Here is a 19,072-nt window from a genome sequence, read left to right as displayed (position 1 = left end):
GGTCGGCACCACCAGAACGGGACATCCAGCCGGAACCCCGTGCGCCGCAAGGCGCGGGGGATCCAGGAGCGTCGCGCACCGTCGAAGGTGTCGCGGGCAGCCCACCACCCTCCCGGACCTCCGGGAACAGGTCGGTGGGCCACTCGCGTGCTGCACGTATGTGCCCAGACCAGGGAGCGGCTGCCCGGCAGGTCCGTCAAGGGCCCGCGGGGTTTCCCCGGCTGCGGATTGCGACCTCCCCTAACCCTGGTGAAGCCGTATTCGTATCGAAAACATGAGGTGTTTGGTTCATGCCGAACCAGTCCCGCCCCAAGGTCAAGAAGTCGCGTGCCCTCGGCATCGCGCTGACCCCGAAGGCCGTCAAGTACTTCGAGGCCCGCCCCTACCCGCCGGGCGAGCACGGCCGCGGCCGCAAGCAGAACTCGGACTACAAGGTCCGTCTGCTCGAGAAGCAGCGTCTGCGCGCGCAGTACGACGTGTCCGAGCGCCAGCTCGTCCGCGCCTACGAGCGTGCCGCCAAGACCCAGGGCAAGACCGGTGAGGCCCTGGTCATCGAGCTCGAGCGCCGTCTCGACGCGCTGGTCCTGCGTTCGGGCATCGCCCGCACGATCTACCAGGCCCGCCAGATGGTCGTCCACGGCCACATCGAGGTCAACGGCCAGAAGGTCGACAAGCCGTCCTTCCGGGTCAAGCCGGACGACGTCGTCATGGTCCGTGAGCGCAGCCGCCAGAAGCCGCTGTTCGAGGTCGCGCGTGAGGGTGGCTTCGCCCCCGACGGCGAGACCCCGCGCTACCTCCAGGTGAACCTCCGCGCCCTGGCCTTCCGCCTGGACCGCGAGCCGAACCGCAAGGAGATCCCGGTGATCTGCGACGAGCAGCTCGTCGTCGAGTACTACGCCCGCTGATCGCTTTCCGGCGGATGTAGCACCACTGCGTGTCAGCCCGTCGTCTCCCCGCCCTTCCGGGTGGGCGAGGCGGCGGGCTTTCGCATGTCCACGGACGCCGGCATCGTCCGCGGCGCCGGCAACGCGCCGAGCGTGCGCTCCCCGCGCCGCCCGAGCGCCCGGGCCACCGCCGCCTCCTGCCCCAGCCGCGCCCCGGCGCGTACGCACTCCTCGTACCGCTCGTCGCCCAGCCGCTCCCGGGCGGTCGTCTCGCAGCGTTCGTGCGGCGCGTTGTAGTACGCCGAACCGAACAGCGGCAGGCCCACCGAGGGCCACATCCGGGACGCCGCGCCCTGCAGCACCGCGGCCTCGGCGGGATCGCCGTCCTCCGCGGTGACCAGCGCGAGCAGTTCCACCGCGAGGACCGTGCCGAGCAGATCGTGGAAGGTGTGCCCGATGCCGAGGCACTCCTCCAGCAGATCCCGGGCCCGCCGCCGGTCGCCCTCGGCCCAGGCCCCGTAGGCCAGCACGTACAGCGCGTACGCCAGTGCCCAGCGCTCCCCGTGGTCCTCGCACACCCGGCGGACGTCGTCGCACAGCTTCACCGCGCCCGGCAGATCCCCCTGGAACGCCTTCGCCATCGCCAGCTCGACCTGGCCCATCAGCACGTTGCTGTTGAGCTCGCCGATCTCGTGATAGCGGTCCAGCGCCGAGCCGAGCAGGCTCTCCGCGCGCGGCATGTCGTCCGTCACCAGCGCCAGACACCCGGTGCGGTGCTCCGCGTACGCCACCGCCGTCGCGTTCCCGCTCCGCTCCGCCTCCTCGCGGCACTCCTGGAGCGCGGCGAGCGCGGCCACCGGGTCGCCCTGGAGGACCGCCACGTAACCGAGCACCCACAGCGCCTTGAGCCGGGACTGCTCATACGCCCCGTCCTCCGGCGTCGGCTCGACGCAGCGGTCCAGCCAGTGCCGCCCCTCGGCGAGCCTGCCGCAGCCCACCCAGTAGAACCAGAGGCTGCCCGCAAGGTACTGGCCCAGATGCGTCCCGCCCGGCTCGGTCAGACAGTGCTCCAGGGCGCAGCGCAGATTCGGCAGCTCCGCCTCCACGCGCGCGGCGACCTCGCCCTGGCGCGGCGAGAACCAGTCCAGCTCGCACCAGGTGGCCAGCCCCATGAACCAGTCGCGGTGGCGGCGCCGCAGCCGCTCCGCGTCCCCCATCGCCTCCAGCCACTCGGCGCCGTACGCGCGGACCGTGTCCAGCATCCGGTAGCGCACCCCGACGGGGGCCTCCTCGCGGGAGACCACGGACTGGGCGAGCAGTTCACCCAGCACGTCCAGGACGTCGTCGGCGGGCAGGCCGTCGCCGCTGCACACGTACTCGGCGGCCTCCAGGTCGAACCGGCCCGCGAACACCGACAGGCGCGACCAGAGCAGCCGCTCCCGCGGGGTGCACAGCTCATGGCTCCAGCCGATGGCCGTACGCAGTGTCTGGTGGCGCGCCGGCACGTCCCGGCCGCCGCCCGTCAGCAGCCGGAACCGGTCCTCCAGGCGCGACAGCAGCTGCGCGGGGGAGAGGGTGCTCAGCCGGCCGGCCGCCAGCTCGACGGCGAGCGGGATCCCGTCCAGGCGCCGGCACAGCTCCAGGACGTCCGCCCGGTTCGCCTCGTCCACCGCGAACCCGGGCACCCGGGCCGCCGCCCGCTCCGCGAACAGCTCCGCGGCCTCCGGCCCGGTCATCGGCGCCAGCGGGAACAGCCGCTCGCCCTCCACCTCCAGCGGCCGGCGCCCCGCGGCCAGCACCCGCAGCCCCGGCGCCGTCCGCAGCAACTCGCCCACCAGCGAGGCGCAGGCGTCCACGAGATGCTCGAAACCGTCCAGGACCAGCAGGAGTTCGCGCTCGGCGAGATGGCCGGCCAGCACCTCGCGGGGCAGCCTGGAGGTGTGGTCCGTCAGCCCGAGGGCCTCGACGACCGCGTACTCGACGAGCTCCGGTTCGCGGACCGCCGCCAGCTCCACCCGCCACGCCCCGCCGGACAGGCCGGTGCGTGCCGCCGCGTGCGCCGCGAGCCGCGACTTGCCGACGCCCCCCATGCCCGTCACCGTCACCAGCCGCGCCGAGCGCAGGGCCTCGTCCAGCCGCCCCAGTTCCGCCGAGCGACCCACGAACACGTTGAGTTCCAGGGGAAGATTGCCGGGGGGCGGGGAGCCCGCGCGCCGGGCCGGGTGAGAACGGTGCATGGGATACGCAGCGTACTGACCCATGTGCTCTCCGTACAATCGATTCGCGGAACTCCCGCCGGGGGCGCCGGTAATCCGGTGCGGAGCCGCGGCCCCGGCGCGATAGGCTCGGGGGACGACTTTTCGATGTTCAGGCACGTATCAGGGAGCGGGTGCAATCAGTGTCCGGTGGAGAGGTGGCCGGGATCCTGGTGGCCGTGTTCTGGGCGATCCTGGTCTCCTTCCTCGCCGTCGCGCTGGCGAGGCTGGCCCAGACGCTCAGGGCGACCACCAAGCTCGTGGCGGACGTGACCGACCAGGCCGTCCCGCTGCTGGCCGACGCCTCCACGGCGGTGCGCTCCGCACAGACCCAGATCGAGCGGGTGGACGCCATCGCCTCCGACGTCCAGGAGGTCACGTCGAACGCGTCGGCGCTCTCCACGACGGTCGCCTCCACCTTCGGCGGCCCCCTCGTGAAGGTCGCGGCGTTCGGCTACGGCGTCCGCCGGGCACTCGGGGTCCGACGTGAGAACGAGCCACCCAGGGCGTCCCGCCGCACCGTGATCGTGGGACGCACCGTCCCGTCCGCGCGACGGGGAAAGCGGAAGAAGGACTGACGCAGCGATGTTCCGCCGTACGTTCTGGTTCACCGCGGGCGCAGCCGCCGGCGTGTGGGCCACCACCAAGGTCAACCGCAAGATCAGGCAGCTGACGCCCGAGAGCCTCGCGGCACAGGCCGCGAACAAGGCGATCGAAGCGGGCCACCGGCTCAAGGACTTCGCGCTCGACGTCCGCGAGGGCATGGCCCAGCGCCAGGCCGAACTCGACGAGGCACTCGGGCTGAACGCCGAGACGGACCCCGAGCTGCCCGCACCGCGGCGCGTCGCCGCCATCGAGAACCGCAGCAACCCCAAGTACGTCGAGAGGTCGACGTACTCGTACAACCGGAATGAGGACCACTGATGGAGTCGGCCGAGATTCGCCGCCGCTGGTTGAGCTTCTTCGAGGAGCGCGGTCACACCGTCGTCCCTTCGGCGTCGCTCATCGCGGACGACCCGACTCTGCTCCTGGTCCCCGCGGGCATGGTCCCCTTCAAGCCGTACTTCCTCGGTGAGGTCAAGCCGCCGTTCTCGCGCGCCACCAGCGTGCAGAAGTGCGTGCGCACGCCCGACATCGAAGAGGTCGGCAAGACCACCCGCCACGGCACCTTCTTCCAGATGTGCGGCAACTTCTCCTTCGGCGACTACTTCAAGGAAGGCGCCATCACCTACGCCTGGGAGCTGCTCACCTCGCCCCAGGACAAGGGCGGTTACGGGCTCGACCCGGAGCGCCTGTGGGTGACCGTCTACCTCGACGACGACGAGGCCGAGAAGATCTGGCGCGAGAAGATCGGCGTGCCGGCCGAGCGCATCCAGCGCCTCGGCAAGAAGGACAACTACTGGTCCATGGGCGTCCCCGGACCCTGCGGCCCCTGCTCCGAGATCAACTACGACCGCGGCCCCGAGTTCGGCGTCGAGGGCGGTCCGGCCGTCAACGACGAGCGCTACGTGGAGATCTGGAACCTGGTCTTCATGCAGTACGAGCGCGGCGAGGGCACCTCGAAGGAGGACTTCGAGATCCTCGGCGAGCTGCCCAGCAAGAACATCGACACCGGCCTCGGCCTGGAACGCCTCGCGATGATTCTGCAGGACGTGCAGAACATGTACGAGATCGACACCTCCATGGCCGTCATCAGGAAGGCCACCGAGCTGACCGGCGTCGAGTACGGCGCCGCCCACGGCTCCGACGTCTCGCTGCGCGTGGTCACCGACCACATGCGCACCTCCGTGATGCTCATCGGCGACGGCGTCAGCCCCGGCAACGAGGGCCGCGGCTACGTGCTGCGCCGCATCATGCGCCGCGCCATCCGCAACATGCGGCTGCTCGGCGCCACCGGCCCGGTCGTCAAGGACCTCATCGACGTCGTCATCGAGATGATGGGGCAGCAGTACCCGGAGCTCGTCTCCGACCGCCGGCGCATCGAGACCGTCGCCCTCGCCGAGGAGGCCGCGTTCCTCAAGGCCCTCAAGGGCGGCACCAACATCCTCGACACTGCCGTCACCGAGACCAAGTCCGCCGGCGGTACCGTGCTCTCCGGCGACAAGGCCTTCCTGCTCCACGACACCTGGGGCTTCCCCATCGACCTCACCCTGGAGATGGCCGCCGAACAGGGCCTGTCCGTGGACGAGGACGGCTTCCGCCGCCTGATGAAGGAGCAGCGGGAGCGCGCCAAGGCCGACGCCCAGGCCAAGAAGACCGGCCACGCCGACCTCGGTGCCTACCGCGAGATCGCCGACGCCGCCGGCGAGACCGAGTTCGTCGGGTACACGCAGACCGAGGGCGAGTCCACGATCGTCGGCATCCTGGTCGACGGCGCCTCCTCGCCGGCCGCCACCGAGGGCGACGAGGTCGAGATCGTCCTGGACCGCACGCCGTTCTACGCCGAGGGCGGTGGCCAGATCGGCGACACCGGCCGCATCCGGGTGGACACCGGCGCCGTGATCGAGGTCCGCGACTGCCAGAAGCCGGTCCCCGGGGTCTACGTCCACAAGGGCGTCGTCCAGGTCGGCGAGGTGACGGTCGGCGCCAAGGCCCAGGCCACGATCGACGTGCGCCGCCGCAAGTCCATCGCCCGCGCCCACTCGGCCACGCACCTCACCCACCAGGCGCTGCGCGACGCCCTCGGCCCGACGGCCGCCCAGGCCGGTTCCGAGAACCAGCCCGGCCGCTTCCGCTTCGACTTCGGTTCCCCGTCGGCCGTGCCCACGGCCGTGATGACCGACGTCGAGCAGCAGATCAACGAGGTGCTCGCCCGCGACCTGGACGTGCACGCCGAGGTCATGGGCATCGACGAGGCCAAGAAGCAGGGCGCCATCGCCGAGTTCGGCGAGAAGTACGGCGAGCGCGTGCGCGTCGTGACCATCGGCGACTTCTCGAAGGAGCTGTGCGGCGGCACGCACGTCCACAACACGGCCCAGCTCGGCCTGGTCAAGCTGCTCGGCGAGTCGTCCATCGGCTCCGGCGTACGGCGCATCGAGGCCCTCGTGGGCGTCGACGCGTACAACTTCCTGGCCCGTGAGCACACGGTCGTCGCCCAGCTCCAGGAGCTGGTCAAGGGCCGCCCCGAGGAGCTCCCCGAGAAGATCTCCGCCATGCTCGGCAAGCTGAAGGACGCGGAGAAGGAGATCGAGAAGTTCCGCGCGGAGAAGGTGCTCCAGGCCGCCGCCGGTCTCGCCGAGTCCGCCAAGGACGTCCACGGCATCGCGCTGGTGACCGGGCAGGTCCCGGACGGCACGAGCGCCGACGACCTGCGCAGGCTGGTCCTCGACGTGCGCGGGCGCATCCAGGGCGGACGGGCCGTCGTCGTCGCCCTGTTCAGCACCGTGGGCGGCAAGCCGCTCACGGTCATCGCCACCAACGAGGCGGCCCGCGAGCGCGGCCTCAAGGCCGGCGAGCTGGTCCGCGCGGCCGCCAAGACCCTCGGCGGCGGCGGTGGCGGCAAGCCGGACGTCGCCCAGGGCGGCGGCCAGAACCCGGCCGCCATCGGCGAGGCCGTCGGCGCCGTCGAGCGCCTCGTCGCCGAGACGGCCAAGTAGGGCCGGCCGATGCGCAGAGGACGCCGGCTCGCGATCGACGTCGGGGACGCCCGCATCGGGGTCGCCTCGTGCGACCCCGACGGGATCCTCGCGACCCCGGTGGAGACGGTGCCGGGACGCGATGTCCCGGCGGCACAGCGCCGGTTGAGGCAGCTCGTCGACGAGTACGAGCCGATCGAGGTCGTGGTCGGACTCCCTCGCTCCCTCAAGGGGGGCGAGGGCCCCGCCGCGGTCAAGGTCCGCGCCTTCGCCGAGGAGCTCGCCCGGGGGATCGCACCCGTCGCGGTGCGGCTCCTCGACGAGAGAATGACCACGGTGACGGCCACTCAGGGACTGCGCGCCTCGGGCGTGAAGTCCAAGAAGGGCCGGTCCGTCATCGACCAGGCGGCGGCCGTCGTCATCCTCCAGCAGGCCCTGGAGTCCGAACGGGCGTCAGGCACGGCGCCCGGCGAGGGCGTCGAAGTGGTCATCTGATCGCGATACGGTAACGTTCCGCGCGATGCGGCGGTGTTCGAACAGCCGCCGCACAGCGAAAGAGGCGAACGGGAGCCGTGCCACAAGCGCCAGCAGCCACCGCCTCGCGGCTCTAGGGGATCGATGACTGAGTATGGCCGGGGCCCAGGCTCCGAACCGTGGCATCCGGAGGACCCGTTGTACGGGGACGGCGGATGGGGAGGACAGGCCCACGAGGGTCAGTCCCCCTACGGCGGCCAGCCACAGCACCATCCGCAGCAGCCGCAGCAGGGCGACTGGGGCACCGGCCAGGCGACGTACCAGGGCCAGCAGGGCCAGCAGGGCCAGCAGCAGTACGGCGGTCAGGGGCACTACCCCGACCAGAACCAGCAGCAGTACGGGCAGCAGCAGTACGACCAGGGCGGGCAGCAGTTCCAGGGCCAGGGCGGGCCGTACCCGGACCAGGGGCAGCAGTACCCCGGCCAGGATCAGCAGCAGTACGCCGGCCAGGGCCAGGCGCAGGGTTACGACAACGGCGGTTACACCACCGGAGCGCACCCCCAAGTCCCGTACCCCGGCGACCCGGTCGACCCGTACGCGGGCCAGCCGGCCGCGTATCCCGGCGGCGAGCAGCCCGACTTCTACCAGACGCCCGACGCGTACCCGCCGCCCGAGCCGCCCGCCCGGCGCCGTGCCGAACCCGAGCCGCAGACGGACTGGGACCCGGGACCCGACCAGGGCGAGCACGCCTTCTTCGCGGGTGACGACGACTCCGACGGCGACACGGACGACACCGGCCGCGGCGGGCGCGGGGACCGGCGGGGCCGCGGCGGCGGCAAGGACCGCAAGCGGCGCAGCGGATGCGCCTGCCTCGTGGTCGTCCTGGTCTTCGGCGGCGGCCTCGGCGGTGTCGGATATTTCGGGTACCAGTTCTACCAGAACCGTTTCGGCTCGGCGCCGGACTACGCGGGCGACGGCACGGGCGAGAAGGTCACGGTCGTCATCCCCAAGGGCGCCCTCGGCTACGCGATCGGGCAGAAGCTGAAGGACGCGGACGTCGTCAAGAGCGTCGACGCCTTCGTCACCGCCCAGTCGAACAACCCCGACGGCGGCCAGATCCAGGCGGGCTCCTACCTGCTCAACAAGCAGATGTCCGCCGAGAGCGCCGTCGCACTGATGCTCGACCCGAAGAGCCGGAACAACCTCACGGTGTTCGAGGGCGAGCGCAACGCCCAGGTCTACGCGGCGGTCGACAAGGCCCTCGAACTCAAGAAGGGCACGACCAAGGGCGTCGCAGAGAAGCAGTGGTCCGACCTCGGCCTGCCGTCCTGGGCGAACACGGGCAAGGACATCAAGGACCCGCTGGAAGGATTCCTCTACCCGTCGACCTATCCGGTGGCCAAGAGCATGAAGCCCAAGGAGGTCCTGGAGCAGATGGTCGACCTGGCCAAGGAGAAGTACGCCGAGCTGGGCATCGAGGCCAAGGCCGACGACCTGGACCTGAAGAACCCCCTGCAGGTCCTCACGGTCGCGAGCCTGGTCCAGGCCGAGGGCAAGTACAAGCACGACTTCGAGAAGGTCGCGACGGTCGTCTACAACCGTCTGAAGCCGGACAACACCGAGACCTACGGCCTCCTCGACTTCGACTCGACGGTGAACTACCTCCGCGGGGAGTCCAAGCTCGCCACCGGCTCCGTCAACGAGCTGCGCCAACTCAAGGACCCGTACAACACCTACAAGATCAAGGGGCTGCCGCCCGGGCCGATCGGCAACCCCGGTCAGGTCGCCATCGAGGCGGCGCTCAAGCCCGCCAAGGGCAACTGGTACTACTTCGTCTCCGTCAGCGAGGACAAGACGCTGTTCGCGGAGACGAACGAGGAGCAGAACCGCAACCGCGAGAAGTACCTCGACGAACAGAAGGGCCAATGAGCGGCACCGGTGGCGGGCGCAGAGCGGGCGTCCTGGGTTCCCCGATCGCGCACTCCCTCTCCCCGGTCCTGCACCGGGCCGCGTACGCGCGGCTCGGACTCGACGGCTGGTCCTACGACCGGTTCGAGGTGGACGAGGAGACGCTGCCCGAGTTCGTCGGGAAGCTCGGCCCGGAGTGGGCGGGACTGTCGCTGACCATGCCGCTCAAGCGGGCGGTCATCCCGCTGCTGGACGAGATCAGCGAGACGGCCGCCTCCGTCGAGACGGTGAACACGGTCGTGTTCACCGAGGACGGGCGGCGCGTCGGCGACAACACCGACATCCCCGGGATGGTCGCCGCCCTGCGCGAGCGGGGCATCGAGCAGGTCGACTCGGCGGCCGTGCTCGGCGCCGGCGCCACCGCCTCCTCCGCGCTGGCCGCGCTGGCACGGGTGTGCACCGGCGAGGTCGTCGCGTACGTGCGCAGCGCGGCCCGGGCCGCCGAGATGCGGCAGTGGGGCGAGCGGCTCGGCCTCGACGTGCGGACCGCGGACTGGGCGGACGCCGCGCAGGCCCTGCGCGCGCCCCTGGTGATCGCCACCACCCCGGCGGGCACCACGGACGCGCTGGCCGCCGCCGTGCCCGAACGGCCCGCCACGCTGTTCGACGTGCTGTACGACCCCTGGCCCACCGATCTCGCCGCCCGCTGGTCGGCGTACGGCGGTGCCGTGGTCAGCGGGCTCGACCTGCTCGTGCACCAGGCGGTGCTCCAGGTCCAGCAGATGACCGGGCGTTCCCCCGCGCCGCTGGACGCCATGCGCAAGGCGGGCGAGCACGCCCTCGCGGGCCGCTGAGGCGCCCACGCGTCCCCGGAGCCGTCCGCCTGATGGACCTGCGGCCGGTGCCCGCCGCCGGACGTGGGAGGATCGGAGGTGGCGGGCCAGGGCCGCGCACCCGGTCGCGCCGTCGCCGTACGCGAGGACGCGTGTACGCAGCAGCAGTACCAGGGCGCGAGCATGAGGAGCACCGTTGAGCAGGTTGCGCTGGCTGACCGCGGGGGAGTCCCACGGTCCCGCACTTGTCGCGACGCTGGAGGGACTTCCCGCCGGCGTACCGATCACCACGGACATGGTGGCGGACCATCTCGCCCGGCGGCGCCTCGGCTATGGACGCGGTGCCCGGATGAAGTTCGAGCGTGACGAGGTCACCTTCCTGGGCGGCGTCCGGCACGGCCTCACCCTCGGCTCGCCCGTCGCGATCATGGTGGGCAACACCGAGTGGCCCAAGTGGGAGCAGGTCATGGCGGCCGACCCGGTCGCCCCGGAGATCCTCGCCGACCTGGCCCGCAACGCCCCGCTGACCCGGCCCCGGCCCGGCCACGCGGACCTCGCGGGCATGCAGAAGTACGGCTTCGACGAGGCCCGGCCGATCCTGGAGCGCGCCTCCGCGCGGGAGACCGCGGCCCGGGTGGCCCTCGGCGCCGTGGCCCGCTCGTACCTGAAGGAGACGGCCGGGATCGAGATCGTCAGCCACGTGACCGAGCTGGCGGGCGCCAAGGCGCCGTACGGGGTGTACCCCACGCCCGCCGACGTGGAGCGGCTGGACGCCGACCCGGTGCGCTGCCTCGACGCCGACGCCTCGAAGGCGATGGTCGCGGAGATCGACCAGGCCCACAAGGACGGCGACACCCTGGGTGGCGTCGTCGAGGTGCTCGCCTACGGCGTACCGGTCGGGCTCGGCTCGCACGTCCACTGGGACCGGCGGCTCGACGCCCGGCTCGCGGCCGCGCTCATGGGCATCCAGGCCATCAAGGGCGTCGAGGTCGGCGACGGCTTCGACCTGGCGCGGGTGCCCGGCTCCCAGGCGCACGACGAGATCGTCCACACCGAGGACGGCATCCGCCGCTCCACCGGCCGCTCCGGCGGCACCGAGGGCGGCCTGACGACCGGTGAACTGCTGCGCGTACGGGCCGCGATGAAGCCCATCGCGACCGTGCCGCGCGCCCTGGCCACCATCGACGTGGCCACCGGCGAGGCCGCCAAGGCCCACCACCAGCGCTCGGACGTGTGCGCGGTCCCGGCCGCCGGCATCGTCGCCGAGGCCATGGTGGCGCTCGTCCTGGCCGACGCCGTGGCCGAGAAGTTCGGCGGCGACAGCGTCCCCGAGACCCGCCGCAACGTGACCTCGTACCTCGAGAACCTGGCCATCCGGTGAGCCCCGCGCCCCTGGTCGTGCTGGTGGGACCGATGGGCGTCGGCAAGTCCACGGTGGGCGCGCTGCTCGCCGGGCGGCTGGGCTGCGCCTACCGGGACACCGACGACGACATCGTGGCCGCCGAGGGCCGCACCGTCGCCGACATCTTCGTCGACGAGGGCGAGGCCGCCTTCCGTGCCGTGGAGAAGCGCGCGGTGCACCGGGCGCTCGCCGAGCACGACGGCGTACTGGCGCTCGGCGGAGGCGCGATCCTCGACGAGGAGACGCGGACGCTGCTCGCCGGACACCGGGTCGTCTACCTCTCGATGGACGTCGAGGAGGCGGTCCAGCGCACCGGGCTGAACACCGCGCGCCCGCTGCTCGCGGTCAACCCGCGCCGGCAGTGGCGCGAGCTGATGGAGGCCCGCCGCCACCTGTACACCGAAGTGGCCGGCGCGGTGATCGCCACCGACGGCCGCACCCCCGAAGAGGTCGCCCAGGCGGTCCTCGACGCACTGGAGTTGAAGGAAGCATGAGCGAGGCAGTGACCCGGATCCACGTCGGTGGCACGGCGGGCACCGACCCCTACGAGGTCCTGGTCGGCCGCCAACTCCTCGAAGAGCTCGGCGGTCTGATCGGCGAGGGCACCAAGCGCGTCGCGGTCATCCACCCCGAGGCGCTGGCCGACACCGGTGAGGCGCTGCGCGCCGACCTGGCCGGGCAGGGCTTCGAGGCGATCGCCATCCAGGTGCCGAACGCCGAGGAGGCCAAGACCGCCGAGGTCGCCGCGTACTGCTGGAAGGCGCTGGGCACCTCCGGCTTCACCCGCACCGACGTCATCGTGGGCGTGGGCGGCGGCGCCACCACCGACCTCGCCGGATTCGTCGCCGCGACCTGGCTGCGCGGCGTGCGCTGGATCGCGATCCCGACCACCGTGCTCGGCATGGTGGACGCGGCGGTCGGTGGCAAGACCGGCATCAACACCGCCGAGGGCAAGAACCTGGTCGGCGCCTTCCACCCGCCCGCCGGGGTGCTCTGCGACCTGGCCGCGCTGGACTCCCTGCCGGTCCACGACTTCGTGTCGGGACTCGCGGAGGTCATCAAGGCCGGCTTCATCGCCGACCCCGCGATCCTTGAGCTCATCGAGGCCGACCCGCAGGCGGCCCGCACCCCGGCCGGACCGCACACCGCCGAACTCATCGAGCGCTCGATCAGGGTGAAGGCCGAGGTCGTCTCCGGGGACCTCAAGGAGTCCGGGCTCCGGGAGATCCTCAACTACGGGCACACCCTGGCCCACGCCATCGAGAAGAACGAGCGCTACCAGTGGCGCCACGGTGCGGCCGTCTCCGTCGGCATGCACTTCGCCGCCGAACTCGGCCGGCTGGCGGGCCGCCTGGACGACGCCACCGCCGACCGGCACCGGACGATCCTCCAGGCGGTGGGCCTGCCGCTGCACTACCGCTACGACCAGTGGCCCAAGCTGCTGCAGAACATGAAGGTCGACAAGAAGTCCCGCGGCGACCTGCTGCGCTTCATCGTCCTGGACGGCCTGGCCAAGCCGACCGTCCTGGAGGGCCCCGACCCGGCCGTCCTGCTCGCCGCCTACGGCGAGGTGGGCGAGTAGTTCCACTCCGGACCGGTTGGTCCGGTCCGGCTCCGCACACGGGCACTCCGGGCCGTCCCCGGCCGTTCACACAACGGCGGCCGGGGACGGTACCGTTCGGTACGGAGCGGGGTTCGGGCCCCGCTGCCAGCGCCAATTGCCTGCGGCGAGCGAGTTCGAAGGCGTGTCGGTGTCGAGGGGGAGAGCGCCAGGACCCGCGGGTCCTGCCGCGGCCGGGCTTCCGGAAGTCGACGCGGGCGCCCCGGAGGCGAGCGAGCCGAAAGACACGAGACGGAGTGGCACCGGATGCAGCACGCAGTGGGGGCTCCGCTGCCGCCGCCCCATCAGCCGGGGCACGGACCGGCCGCCGGCTGGTCATCTGCCGGACAGCACCCGGGACCCGGTCCCGGACCCGCGCCCGCCCCGGGCTTCGCCGGAGCGCCCGTACCTCCCGGGGTCGGTGCGCCCGTACCCCCAGGGGTCCCGCCGGCCCAGGCCCCGCACCAGCCCCCGGCGCACCACGTGCCCGCACCGCCCCCGAGGGACACCACCGGCCATGTGCAGTTGCCCCCGGGCGGCCCCGTGGCCATGCCGTCCCCGCCGCCCGCCCCGGGCACCCCCGACCCGGCCGCCACCACGCTCGCGGTCCTGCTCATCGGCCCGGCCGGCGCGGGCAAGACCAGCGTCGCCAAGTACTGGGCGGAGCACCGCCGGGTCCCCACGGCCCACATCAGCCTGGACGACGTGCGCGAGTGGGTCCGCTCGGGCTTCGCGGACCCCCAGTCGGGGTGGAACGACCACTCCGAGGCGCAGTACCGCCTGGCCCGCCGGACCTGCGGCTTCGCCGCACGGAACTTCCTGGCCAACGGCATCTCCTGCATCCTCGACGACGCCGTGTTCCCCGACCGCCCGGTCGTCGGCCTCGGTGGCTGGAAGCGGCACGTGGGACCGGGCCTGCTGCCGGTCGTCCTGCTGCCCGGCCTGGAGATCGTCCTGGAGCGCAACGCCGAGCGCTCCGGCAACCGCCGCCTCAGCGACGAGGAGGTCGCCCGCATCCACGGCCGGATGGCCGGCTGGTACGGCTCCGGGCTGCCGATCATCGACAACTCGCAGCTCGACGTACCGGCCACCGCGCGGATCCTGGACGACGTCCTGGCCCGCTCGATCGCGAGCCCGCCCCAGTGGTGACCTGCGGCGCCTGAGGACGCCCCGGCCCCGCCGGCGTCCCGTGCGCCGCCGCGGGCGGGCATGACCGCCGCCCGGTCGGCCCCGCTGGACCGGCGGTATCCGGCCACCGCTCGTAGGCTCGGAACATGTCAGAGGTGTACGCGGTACGCCGCGAGCGGCTCCGGGAACGCAGCACGGCGGGCGGCAGCGCCGCGGCGCTCGTCACCCGCCCGGCCAACGTGCGGTATCTCGCGGGTACGGCACCGGAGGGCGCCGTCCTGCTGCTCGGCAGATCCGAGGACCTGCTGCTCTGCGCCTCCCTGCCGAGCGGCGACCCCGTGGAGGGGCGGCCCGACGAGGCGCTGCGGGTGCAGCTGCTCCCGGCGCCCGGCGGGGACGCGGCGGTCACGGCGGCCGGCCTCGCCCTCGAGCAGGGGGCGGAGTCCCTCGCGGTCGAGGAGCACCACCTGACGGTGCGGCGGCACCGCGCCCTCGCCTCGGTGGCCCCCCGGCTGCGGCTGGCGGACCTGGGCGGCGCGGTGGAGCAGCTGCGCGTCGTCAAGGACGAGGAGGAGATCTCCTGCCTGCGGATCGGCGCCGAGATCGCCGACCAGGCCCTGGGCGAACTCCTCGAATCCATCCTGGTGGGCCGCACCGAACGCCACCTCGCGCTGGAGCTGGAGCGCCGTCTCGTCGACCACGGCGCCGACGGCCGGGCGTTCGCGACCTCCGTCGCCACCGGGCCGAACTCCGGGCGCCGGGGCCACCGGCCCACCGACCGACGGGTCGAGGAGGGCGACTTCCTCTCCGTCTGCCTGGGCGCCGTGTACCGCGGCTACCGCTGCGAGATCGGCCGGACGTTCGTCATCGGGACCTCTCCCGCGGACTGGCAGATCGAGCTGTACGACCTCGTCTTCGCCGCTCAGCGCGCCGGACGCGAGGCGCTGGCGCCCGGTGCGGCCTACCGCGACGTGGACCGCGCGGCCCGCCAGGTACTGGACTCCGCGGGGTACACCGAGGGCCTTCCGGCGATGACCGGGCACGGTGTCGGGCTCGAAATCGACGAGGACCCGCAGTTGGCCCCCGCGGCCATGGGTAAACTGGACGCTTGCGTGCCGGTCACCGTCGAACCGGGGGTCCACCTTCCGGGCCGGGGCGGTGTCAGGATCGATGACACGCTCGTCGTGCGCCACGAGGCGGACGGCGGACCCGAACTGCTCACCATCACGACCAAGGAGCTGCTCGCGCTGTAGCGCGTGTCTTCTGGTCGTCCACGTCAGTCCAGGAGATTCCGCAACCGTGGCTTCCACGAACGACCTCAAGAACGGCCTGGTGCTCAAGCTCGAAGGCGGCCAGCTCTGGTCCGTCGTCGAGTTCCAGCACGTCAAGCCCGGCAAGGGCCCGGCCTTCGTGCGCACCAAGCTGAAGAACGTGCTCTCCGGCAAGGTCGTCGACAAGACGTTCAACGCCGGCGTCAAGGTCGAGACGGCCACGATCGACAAGCGCGACATGCAGTTCTCGTACATGGACGGCGAGTACTTCGTCTTCATGGACATGGGCACGTACGACCAGCTCATGGTCGACCGCAAGTCCGTCGGCGACGCCGCCAACTTCCTGATCGAGGGCTTCACCGCCACCGTCGCGCAGCACGAGGGCGAGGTGCTCTTCGTCGAGCTGCCGGCCGCCGTCGAGCTGACCATCCAGGAGACCGAGCCCGGTGTCCAGGGCGACCGCTCCACCGGTGGCACCAAGCCCGCCACCCTGGAGACCGGCCACCAGATCCAGGTGCCCCTCTTCATCACCACCGGTGAGAAGATCAAGGTCGACACCCGTACGAGCGACTACCTCGGCCGGGTGAACAGCTAACCGTGGCTGCCCGCAACACGGCCCGCAAGCGCGCCTTCCAGATCCTCTTCGAGGGCGACCAGCGCGATGTGGACGTCCTGACGGTCCTCGCGGACTGGATCCGGCACTCCCGGTCCGACACCCGGCAGCCGCCGGTCAGCGAGTACACGATGCAGCTGGTCGAGGGGTACGCCGAGAAGGCCCGCCGGATCGACGACCTCCTCGCGCAGTACTCCGTCGGCTGGACCCTCGACCGGATGCCGGTCGTGGACCGCAACGTCCTGCGTCTCGGTGCCTACGAGCTGATCTGGGTCGACGAGACCCCCGACGCCGTGGTGCTGGACGAGGCGGTCCAGCTGGCGAAGGAGTTCTCCACGGACGAGTCGCCCGCGTTCATCAACGGCCTGCTGGGCCGGCTGAAGGACCTGAAGCCGTCGCTCCGCCGGGACGAGGCCTAGCACCGGCGGTTCCGCCGGAGCGAGACCTGGTCGTACGGCGCCGGATGACGACGTACGAAACGCCGGAGGGCCCGCAGCGCACCCGCTGCGGGCCCTCCGGCGTTCCTGTGCCCCCCTGAGCCCTCGCGGGAGCCCGGTGGCCCGCCGGTGCCCCCGGGGCCCGCGCGGCGCGCAGAAAGCCGCCGGGGTGGCCGGAACGATGTGTTCCGGCCACCCCGGCGGCACGTTTCTTCACAAGCGGGGGAAGGGATCAGCCTTCGTCGTGGGAGACCGCGCGGCGCGCGTCCGCGTCCAGCACGCCCCAGCTGATCAGCTGCTCGGTGAGCACCGACGGCGACTGGTCGTAGATGACGGCGAGTGTGCGCAGGTCGTCCTGGCGGATCGACAGCACCTTGCCGTTGTAGTCACCGCGCTGGGACTGGATCGTGGCCGCGTACCGCTGGAGCGGGCCCGCCTTCTCGGCCGGCACGTGAGCCAGGCGCTCCAGGTCCAGGACCAGCTTCGGCGGCGGCTCGGCGGCCCCGCCCGGCGTGGTGCCCGGAAGCAGCTCCTGCACGGGGACCCCGTAGAAGTCCGCCAGCTCGGCGAGACGCTGCACGGTGACGGCGCGGTCGCCGCGCTCGTACGAACCGACCACGACTGCCTTCCAGCGGCCCTGGGACTTCTCCTCGACGCCGTGGAGGGAAAGTCCCTGCTGGGTGCGGATGGCGCGGAGCTTGGCCCCGAGCTGTTTGGCGTATTCGCTGGACATATAGCTCCCCGGACGCTGTATCAACGTGCGGCTCCGCCGCGCGGCTGGTGACTCACTGTGAGGTTACGCAGCGTTACTCTCCCCCGTCAAGCCGAAAGGTCCGTACCCGCCCCTCCCCGGCAGCCGCCGTACGGGTGATTCCGCGGGTGTGATCAGGCGCGTTGCCTTGCTGGTACCGTGGGTGGCGCAAATCCGACGTCCTTTAATGATCCGTCCCGTGAGGCGGAGAAGGAGGTCCGTTTCGTATGGACACCGAGCAGGACAAGCAGCAGTACGAGTCCGATGCGCGGCCCGTTCTCGAGGGTCCCGACATCGCGCGGGTGCTGACCCGCATCGCCCACGAGATCGTCGAACGCGCCAAGGGCGCCGACGACGTGGTGCTCCTCGGCATTCCCACCCGGGGCGTCTTCCTGGCCCGCAGGCTGGCCGACAAGCTCGCGGCGATCACCGGCCGCACGATCCCGGTCGGCTCCCTCGACATCACCATGTACCGCGACGACCTGCGCATGCACCCGCCGCGTGCGCTGGCCCGCACCGAGATCCCCGGTGACGGCATCGACGGCCGGCTGGTCGTCCTCGTCGACGACGTGCTCTTCTCCGGCCGCACCATCCGCGCCGCCCTCGACGCGCTGAACGACATCGGGCGTCCGCGCGCCGTGCAGCTGGCGGTCCTCGTCGACCGCGGCCACCGCGAACTGCCCATCCGCGCCGACTACGTCGGCAAGAACCTCCCCACGTCGCTGCGGGAGACGGTCAAGGTCCAGCTCGCCGAGGAGGACGGTCGCGACACCGTGCTGCTCGGTGTGAAGCGGACCTCCCCGGCCGGCGAGCAGTAGTCCCACTCAGCGGTACGTCCCCTGAGTGCGCCTCCGCGCGCCCGTATGCCCCCATATGCCTGAACTGCCTTACGGAGCCTGACAGATGCAGCGTCATCTCATCTCGGCCGCCGATCTCACCCGCGACGACGCCGTGCTCATCCTCGACACCGCCGAGGAAATGGCCCGGGTCGCCGACCGGCCGATCAAGAAGCTGCCGACCCTGCGCGGCCGCACCGTCGTCAACCTCTTCTTCGAGGACTCCACCCGCACCCGGATCTCCTTCGAGGCCGCCGAGAAGCGGCTCTCGGCGGACGTCATCAACTTCACCGCCAAGGGGTCCAGCGTCTCCAAGGGCGAGTCCCTGAAGGACACCGCCCAGACCCTGGAGGCCATGGGCGTCGACGCGGTCGTCATCCGGCACGGCGCCTCCGGGGCCCCGTACCGCCTCGCCACCTCCGGCTGGATCGACGCGGCCGTGATCAACGCGGGCGACGGCACCCACCAGCACCCCACGCAGGCCCTGCTCGACGCGTTCACCATGCGCCGCCGGCTCGTCGGCCGGGACGCCGGACTCGGCAGGGACCTGGCGGGTCGGCGCATCACGCTGGTCGGCGACATCCTGCACAGCCGGGTCGCCCGCTCCAACGTCGACCTGCTGCACACCCTGGGCGCCGAGGTCACCCTGGTCGCCCCGCCGACGCTGCTGCCCATCGGCGTCGAGTCCTGGCCCTGCGAGGTCTCCTACGACCTCGACAGCACGCTGTCCAAGTCCGACGCGGTGATGATGCTGCGCGTCCAGCGCGAGCGCATGAACGCGGCCTTCTTCCCGACCGAGCGCGAGTACTCGCGTCGTTACGGCCTCGACGGCGACCGGATGGCGAAGATGCCGGAGCACGCCATCGTGATGCACCCCGGCCCGATGGTCCGCGGCATGGAGATCACCGCCGCGGTCGCCGACTCCGACCGGTGCACGGCGATCGAGCAGGTGACGAACGGCGTGTCCATCCGCATGGCGGTGCTGTACCTGCTGCTGGGCGGCAACGAGCCCGCCGTCACCCACACCCGCCCGCCCGTCTCCCACCCCCACCCTTCCAGCGAGCGCTCCGCGCACACCCTTTCCGCGGACGAGGAGAAGTAAGAC

18 protein-coding genes are annotated in these 19,072 nt (G+C 71.8%); 16 read left to right on the top strand and 2 right to left on the bottom strand.

All coding sequences use genetic code 11. The features are described from left to right. The first annotated feature begins 290 nt into the window (after nucleotides 1–290). Complete coding sequence (gene rpsD / locus ACZ4VA_RS15045; protein ID WP_355793228.1) at nucleotides 291–905, top strand: 30S ribosomal protein S4; 615 nt, start codon at nucleotides 291–293, stop codon at nucleotides 903–905. A gap of 32 nt (nucleotides 906–937) precedes the next feature. Here rpsD and ACZ4VA_RS15040 read toward each other — a convergent pair whose 3' ends face one another. Beyond that, nucleotides 938–3,121, bottom strand: coding sequence for an ATP-binding protein (locus tag ACZ4VA_RS15040; protein ID WP_468081595.1), 2,184 nt, complete (start codon nucleotides 3,119–3,121; stop codon nucleotides 938–940). Nucleotides 3,122–3,282: 161 nt separating this feature from the next. Here ACZ4VA_RS15040 and ACZ4VA_RS15035 point away from each other — a divergent pair, with 161 nt between their 5' ends. The 13 genes from ACZ4VA_RS15035 (at nucleotide 3,283) to nusB (ending at nucleotide 16,362) form a co-directional block, all read left to right on the top strand. Beyond that, complete coding sequence (locus tag ACZ4VA_RS15035) at nucleotides 3,283–3,717, top strand: DUF948 domain-containing protein (RefSeq protein WP_355782105.1); 435 nt, start codon at nucleotides 3,283–3,285, stop codon at nucleotides 3,715–3,717. Between the two features lie 7 nt (nucleotides 3,718–3,724). Beyond that, complete coding sequence (locus ACZ4VA_RS15030) at nucleotides 3,725–4,063, top strand: DUF6167 family protein (RefSeq protein WP_355782080.1); 339 nt, start codon at nucleotides 3,725–3,727, stop codon at nucleotides 4,061–4,063. Then, complete coding sequence (gene alaS / locus ACZ4VA_RS15025) at nucleotides 4,063–6,735, top strand: alanine--tRNA ligase (protein ID WP_355782083.1); 2,673 nt, start codon at nucleotides 4,063–4,065, stop codon at nucleotides 6,733–6,735. The genes ACZ4VA_RS15030 and alaS overlap by 1 nt, the downstream gene beginning before the upstream one ends. A gap of 9 nt (nucleotides 6,736–6,744) precedes the next feature. Beyond that, the gene (gene ruvX, locus ACZ4VA_RS15020; protein WP_355782086.1) at nucleotides 6,745–7,209 is read left to right on the top strand and encodes a Holliday junction resolvase RuvX; all 465 of its coding nucleotides are present in this window, start codon (nucleotides 6,745–6,747) and stop codon (nucleotides 7,207–7,209) included. Between the two features lie 123 nt (nucleotides 7,210–7,332). Then, nucleotides 7,333–9,117, top strand: a complete 1,785-nt coding sequence (gene mltG, locus ACZ4VA_RS15015) for an endolytic transglycosylase MltG (protein WP_468081591.1) — start codon at nucleotides 7,333–7,335, stop codon at nucleotides 9,115–9,117. Next, entirely contained in the window at nucleotides 9,114–9,950 is an 837-nt protein-coding gene (locus ACZ4VA_RS15010; protein ID WP_355782092.1) for a shikimate dehydrogenase, read from the top strand. The genes mltG and ACZ4VA_RS15010 overlap by 4 nt, the downstream gene beginning before the upstream one ends. A gap of 175 nt (nucleotides 9,951–10,125) precedes the next feature. After that, the gene (gene aroC, locus ACZ4VA_RS15005) at nucleotides 10,126–11,310 is read left to right on the top strand and encodes a chorismate synthase (protein WP_355782094.1); all 1,185 of its coding nucleotides are present in this window, start codon (nucleotides 10,126–10,128) and stop codon (nucleotides 11,308–11,310) included. Then, nucleotides 11,307–11,825, top strand: coding sequence for a shikimate kinase (locus tag ACZ4VA_RS15000; RefSeq protein ID WP_355782097.1), 519 nt, complete (start codon nucleotides 11,307–11,309; stop codon nucleotides 11,823–11,825). The genes aroC and ACZ4VA_RS15000 overlap by 4 nt, the downstream gene beginning before the upstream one ends. Next, on the top strand, nucleotides 11,822–12,913 hold the full coding sequence (aroB, locus tag ACZ4VA_RS14995; protein WP_355782100.1) for a 3-dehydroquinate synthase: 1,092 nt from the start codon (nucleotides 11,822–11,824) through the stop codon (nucleotides 12,911–12,913). Before ACZ4VA_RS15000 ends, aroB begins: the two co-directional genes overlap by 4 nt. 285 nt (nucleotides 12,914–13,198) lie before the next feature. Then, nucleotides 13,199–14,080, top strand: coding sequence for a Pro-rich N-terminal domain-containing protein (locus ACZ4VA_RS14990; protein WP_355782103.1), 882 nt, complete (start codon nucleotides 13,199–13,201; stop codon nucleotides 14,078–14,080). 125 nt (nucleotides 14,081–14,205) lie between these two features. Beyond that, on the top strand, nucleotides 14,206–15,312 hold the full coding sequence (locus tag ACZ4VA_RS14985; RefSeq protein WP_356166530.1) for an aminopeptidase P family protein: 1,107 nt from the start codon (nucleotides 14,206–14,208) through the stop codon (nucleotides 15,310–15,312). Between the two features lie 46 nt (nucleotides 15,313–15,358). Further along, nucleotides 15,359–15,925, top strand: coding sequence for an elongation factor P (gene efp / locus ACZ4VA_RS14980; protein WP_355795589.1), 567 nt, complete (start codon nucleotides 15,359–15,361; stop codon nucleotides 15,923–15,925). A gap of 2 nt (nucleotides 15,926–15,927) precedes the next feature. Beyond that, nucleotides 15,928–16,362, top strand: a complete 435-nt coding sequence (gene nusB / locus ACZ4VA_RS14975) for a transcription antitermination factor NusB (protein ID WP_355795591.1) — start codon at nucleotides 15,928–15,930, stop codon at nucleotides 16,360–16,362. A gap of 250 nt (nucleotides 16,363–16,612) precedes the next feature. On the opposite strand, the gene bldD is transcribed toward nusB, so the two are convergent. Further along, the gene (gene bldD, locus ACZ4VA_RS14970) at nucleotides 16,613–17,113 is read right to left on the bottom strand and encodes a transcriptional regulator BldD (RefSeq protein ID WP_067366005.1); all 501 of its coding nucleotides are present in this window, start codon (nucleotides 17,111–17,113) and stop codon (nucleotides 16,613–16,615) included. A 245-nt stretch (nucleotides 17,114–17,358) separates the two neighbouring features. Between bldD and pyrR the strand changes: the two genes are divergently transcribed. After that, nucleotides 17,359–17,949 (top strand): bifunctional pyr operon transcriptional regulator/uracil phosphoribosyltransferase PyrR, encoded by a 591-nt coding sequence (pyrR, locus tag ACZ4VA_RS14965; RefSeq protein WP_355779202.1) that lies wholly within the window; start codon nucleotides 17,359–17,361, stop codon nucleotides 17,947–17,949. An 85-nt stretch (nucleotides 17,950–18,034) separates the two neighbouring features. Continuing rightward, nucleotides 18,035–19,069: an aspartate carbamoyltransferase catalytic subunit gene (locus ACZ4VA_RS14960; protein ID WP_355779199.1), complete on the top strand. Its 1,035-nt coding sequence runs from the start codon at nucleotides 18,035–18,037 to the stop codon at nucleotides 19,067–19,069. The last annotated feature ends 3 nt before the right edge of the window (nucleotides 19,070–19,072 follow it).

This window comes from Streptomyces sp. NPDC028308 (assembly GCF_055565855.1).
This window is presented reverse-complemented; position numbering and strand designations above follow the sequence as displayed.

Coding starts and splice junctions, on each gene's coding strand:
- rpsD (WP_355793228.1), top strand. CDS start 291: ATGCCGAACCAGTCCCGCCCCAAGGTCAAGAAGTCGCGTGCCCTCGGC.
- alaS (WP_355782083.1), top strand. CDS start 4,063: ATGGAGTCGGCCGAGATTCGCCGCCGCTGGTTGAGCTTCTTCGAGGAG.
- bldD (WP_067366005.1), bottom strand. CDS start 17,113: ATGTCCAGCGAATACGCCAAACAGCTCGGGGCCAAGCTCCGCGCCATC.
- ruvX (WP_355782086.1), top strand. CDS start 6,745: ATGCGCAGAGGACGCCGGCTCGCGATCGACGTCGGGGACGCCCGCATC.
- ACZ4VA_RS15030 (WP_355782080.1), top strand. CDS start 3,725: ATGTTCCGCCGTACGTTCTGGTTCACCGCGGGCGCAGCCGCCGGCGTG.
- ACZ4VA_RS15040 (WP_468081595.1), bottom strand. CDS start 3,121: ATGCACCGTTCTCACCCGGCCCGGCGCGCGGGCTCCCCGCCCCCCGGC.
- ACZ4VA_RS14985 (WP_356166530.1), top strand. CDS start 14,206: ATGTCAGAGGTGTACGCGGTACGCCGCGAGCGGCTCCGGGAACGCAGC.
- mltG (WP_468081591.1), top strand. CDS start 7,333: ATGACTGAGTATGGCCGGGGCCCAGGCTCCGAACCGTGGCATCCGGAG.
- ACZ4VA_RS14990 (WP_355782103.1), top strand. CDS start 13,199: ATGCAGCACGCAGTGGGGGCTCCGCTGCCGCCGCCCCATCAGCCGGGG.
- aroB (WP_355782100.1), top strand. CDS start 11,822: ATGAGCGAGGCAGTGACCCGGATCCACGTCGGTGGCACGGCGGGCACC.
- ACZ4VA_RS14960 (WP_355779199.1), top strand. CDS start 18,035: ATGCAGCGTCATCTCATCTCGGCCGCCGATCTCACCCGCGACGACGCC.
- pyrR (WP_355779202.1), top strand. CDS start 17,359: ATGGACACCGAGCAGGACAAGCAGCAGTACGAGTCCGATGCGCGGCCC.
- ACZ4VA_RS15010 (WP_355782092.1), top strand. CDS start 9,114: ATGAGCGGCACCGGTGGCGGGCGCAGAGCGGGCGTCCTGGGTTCCCCG.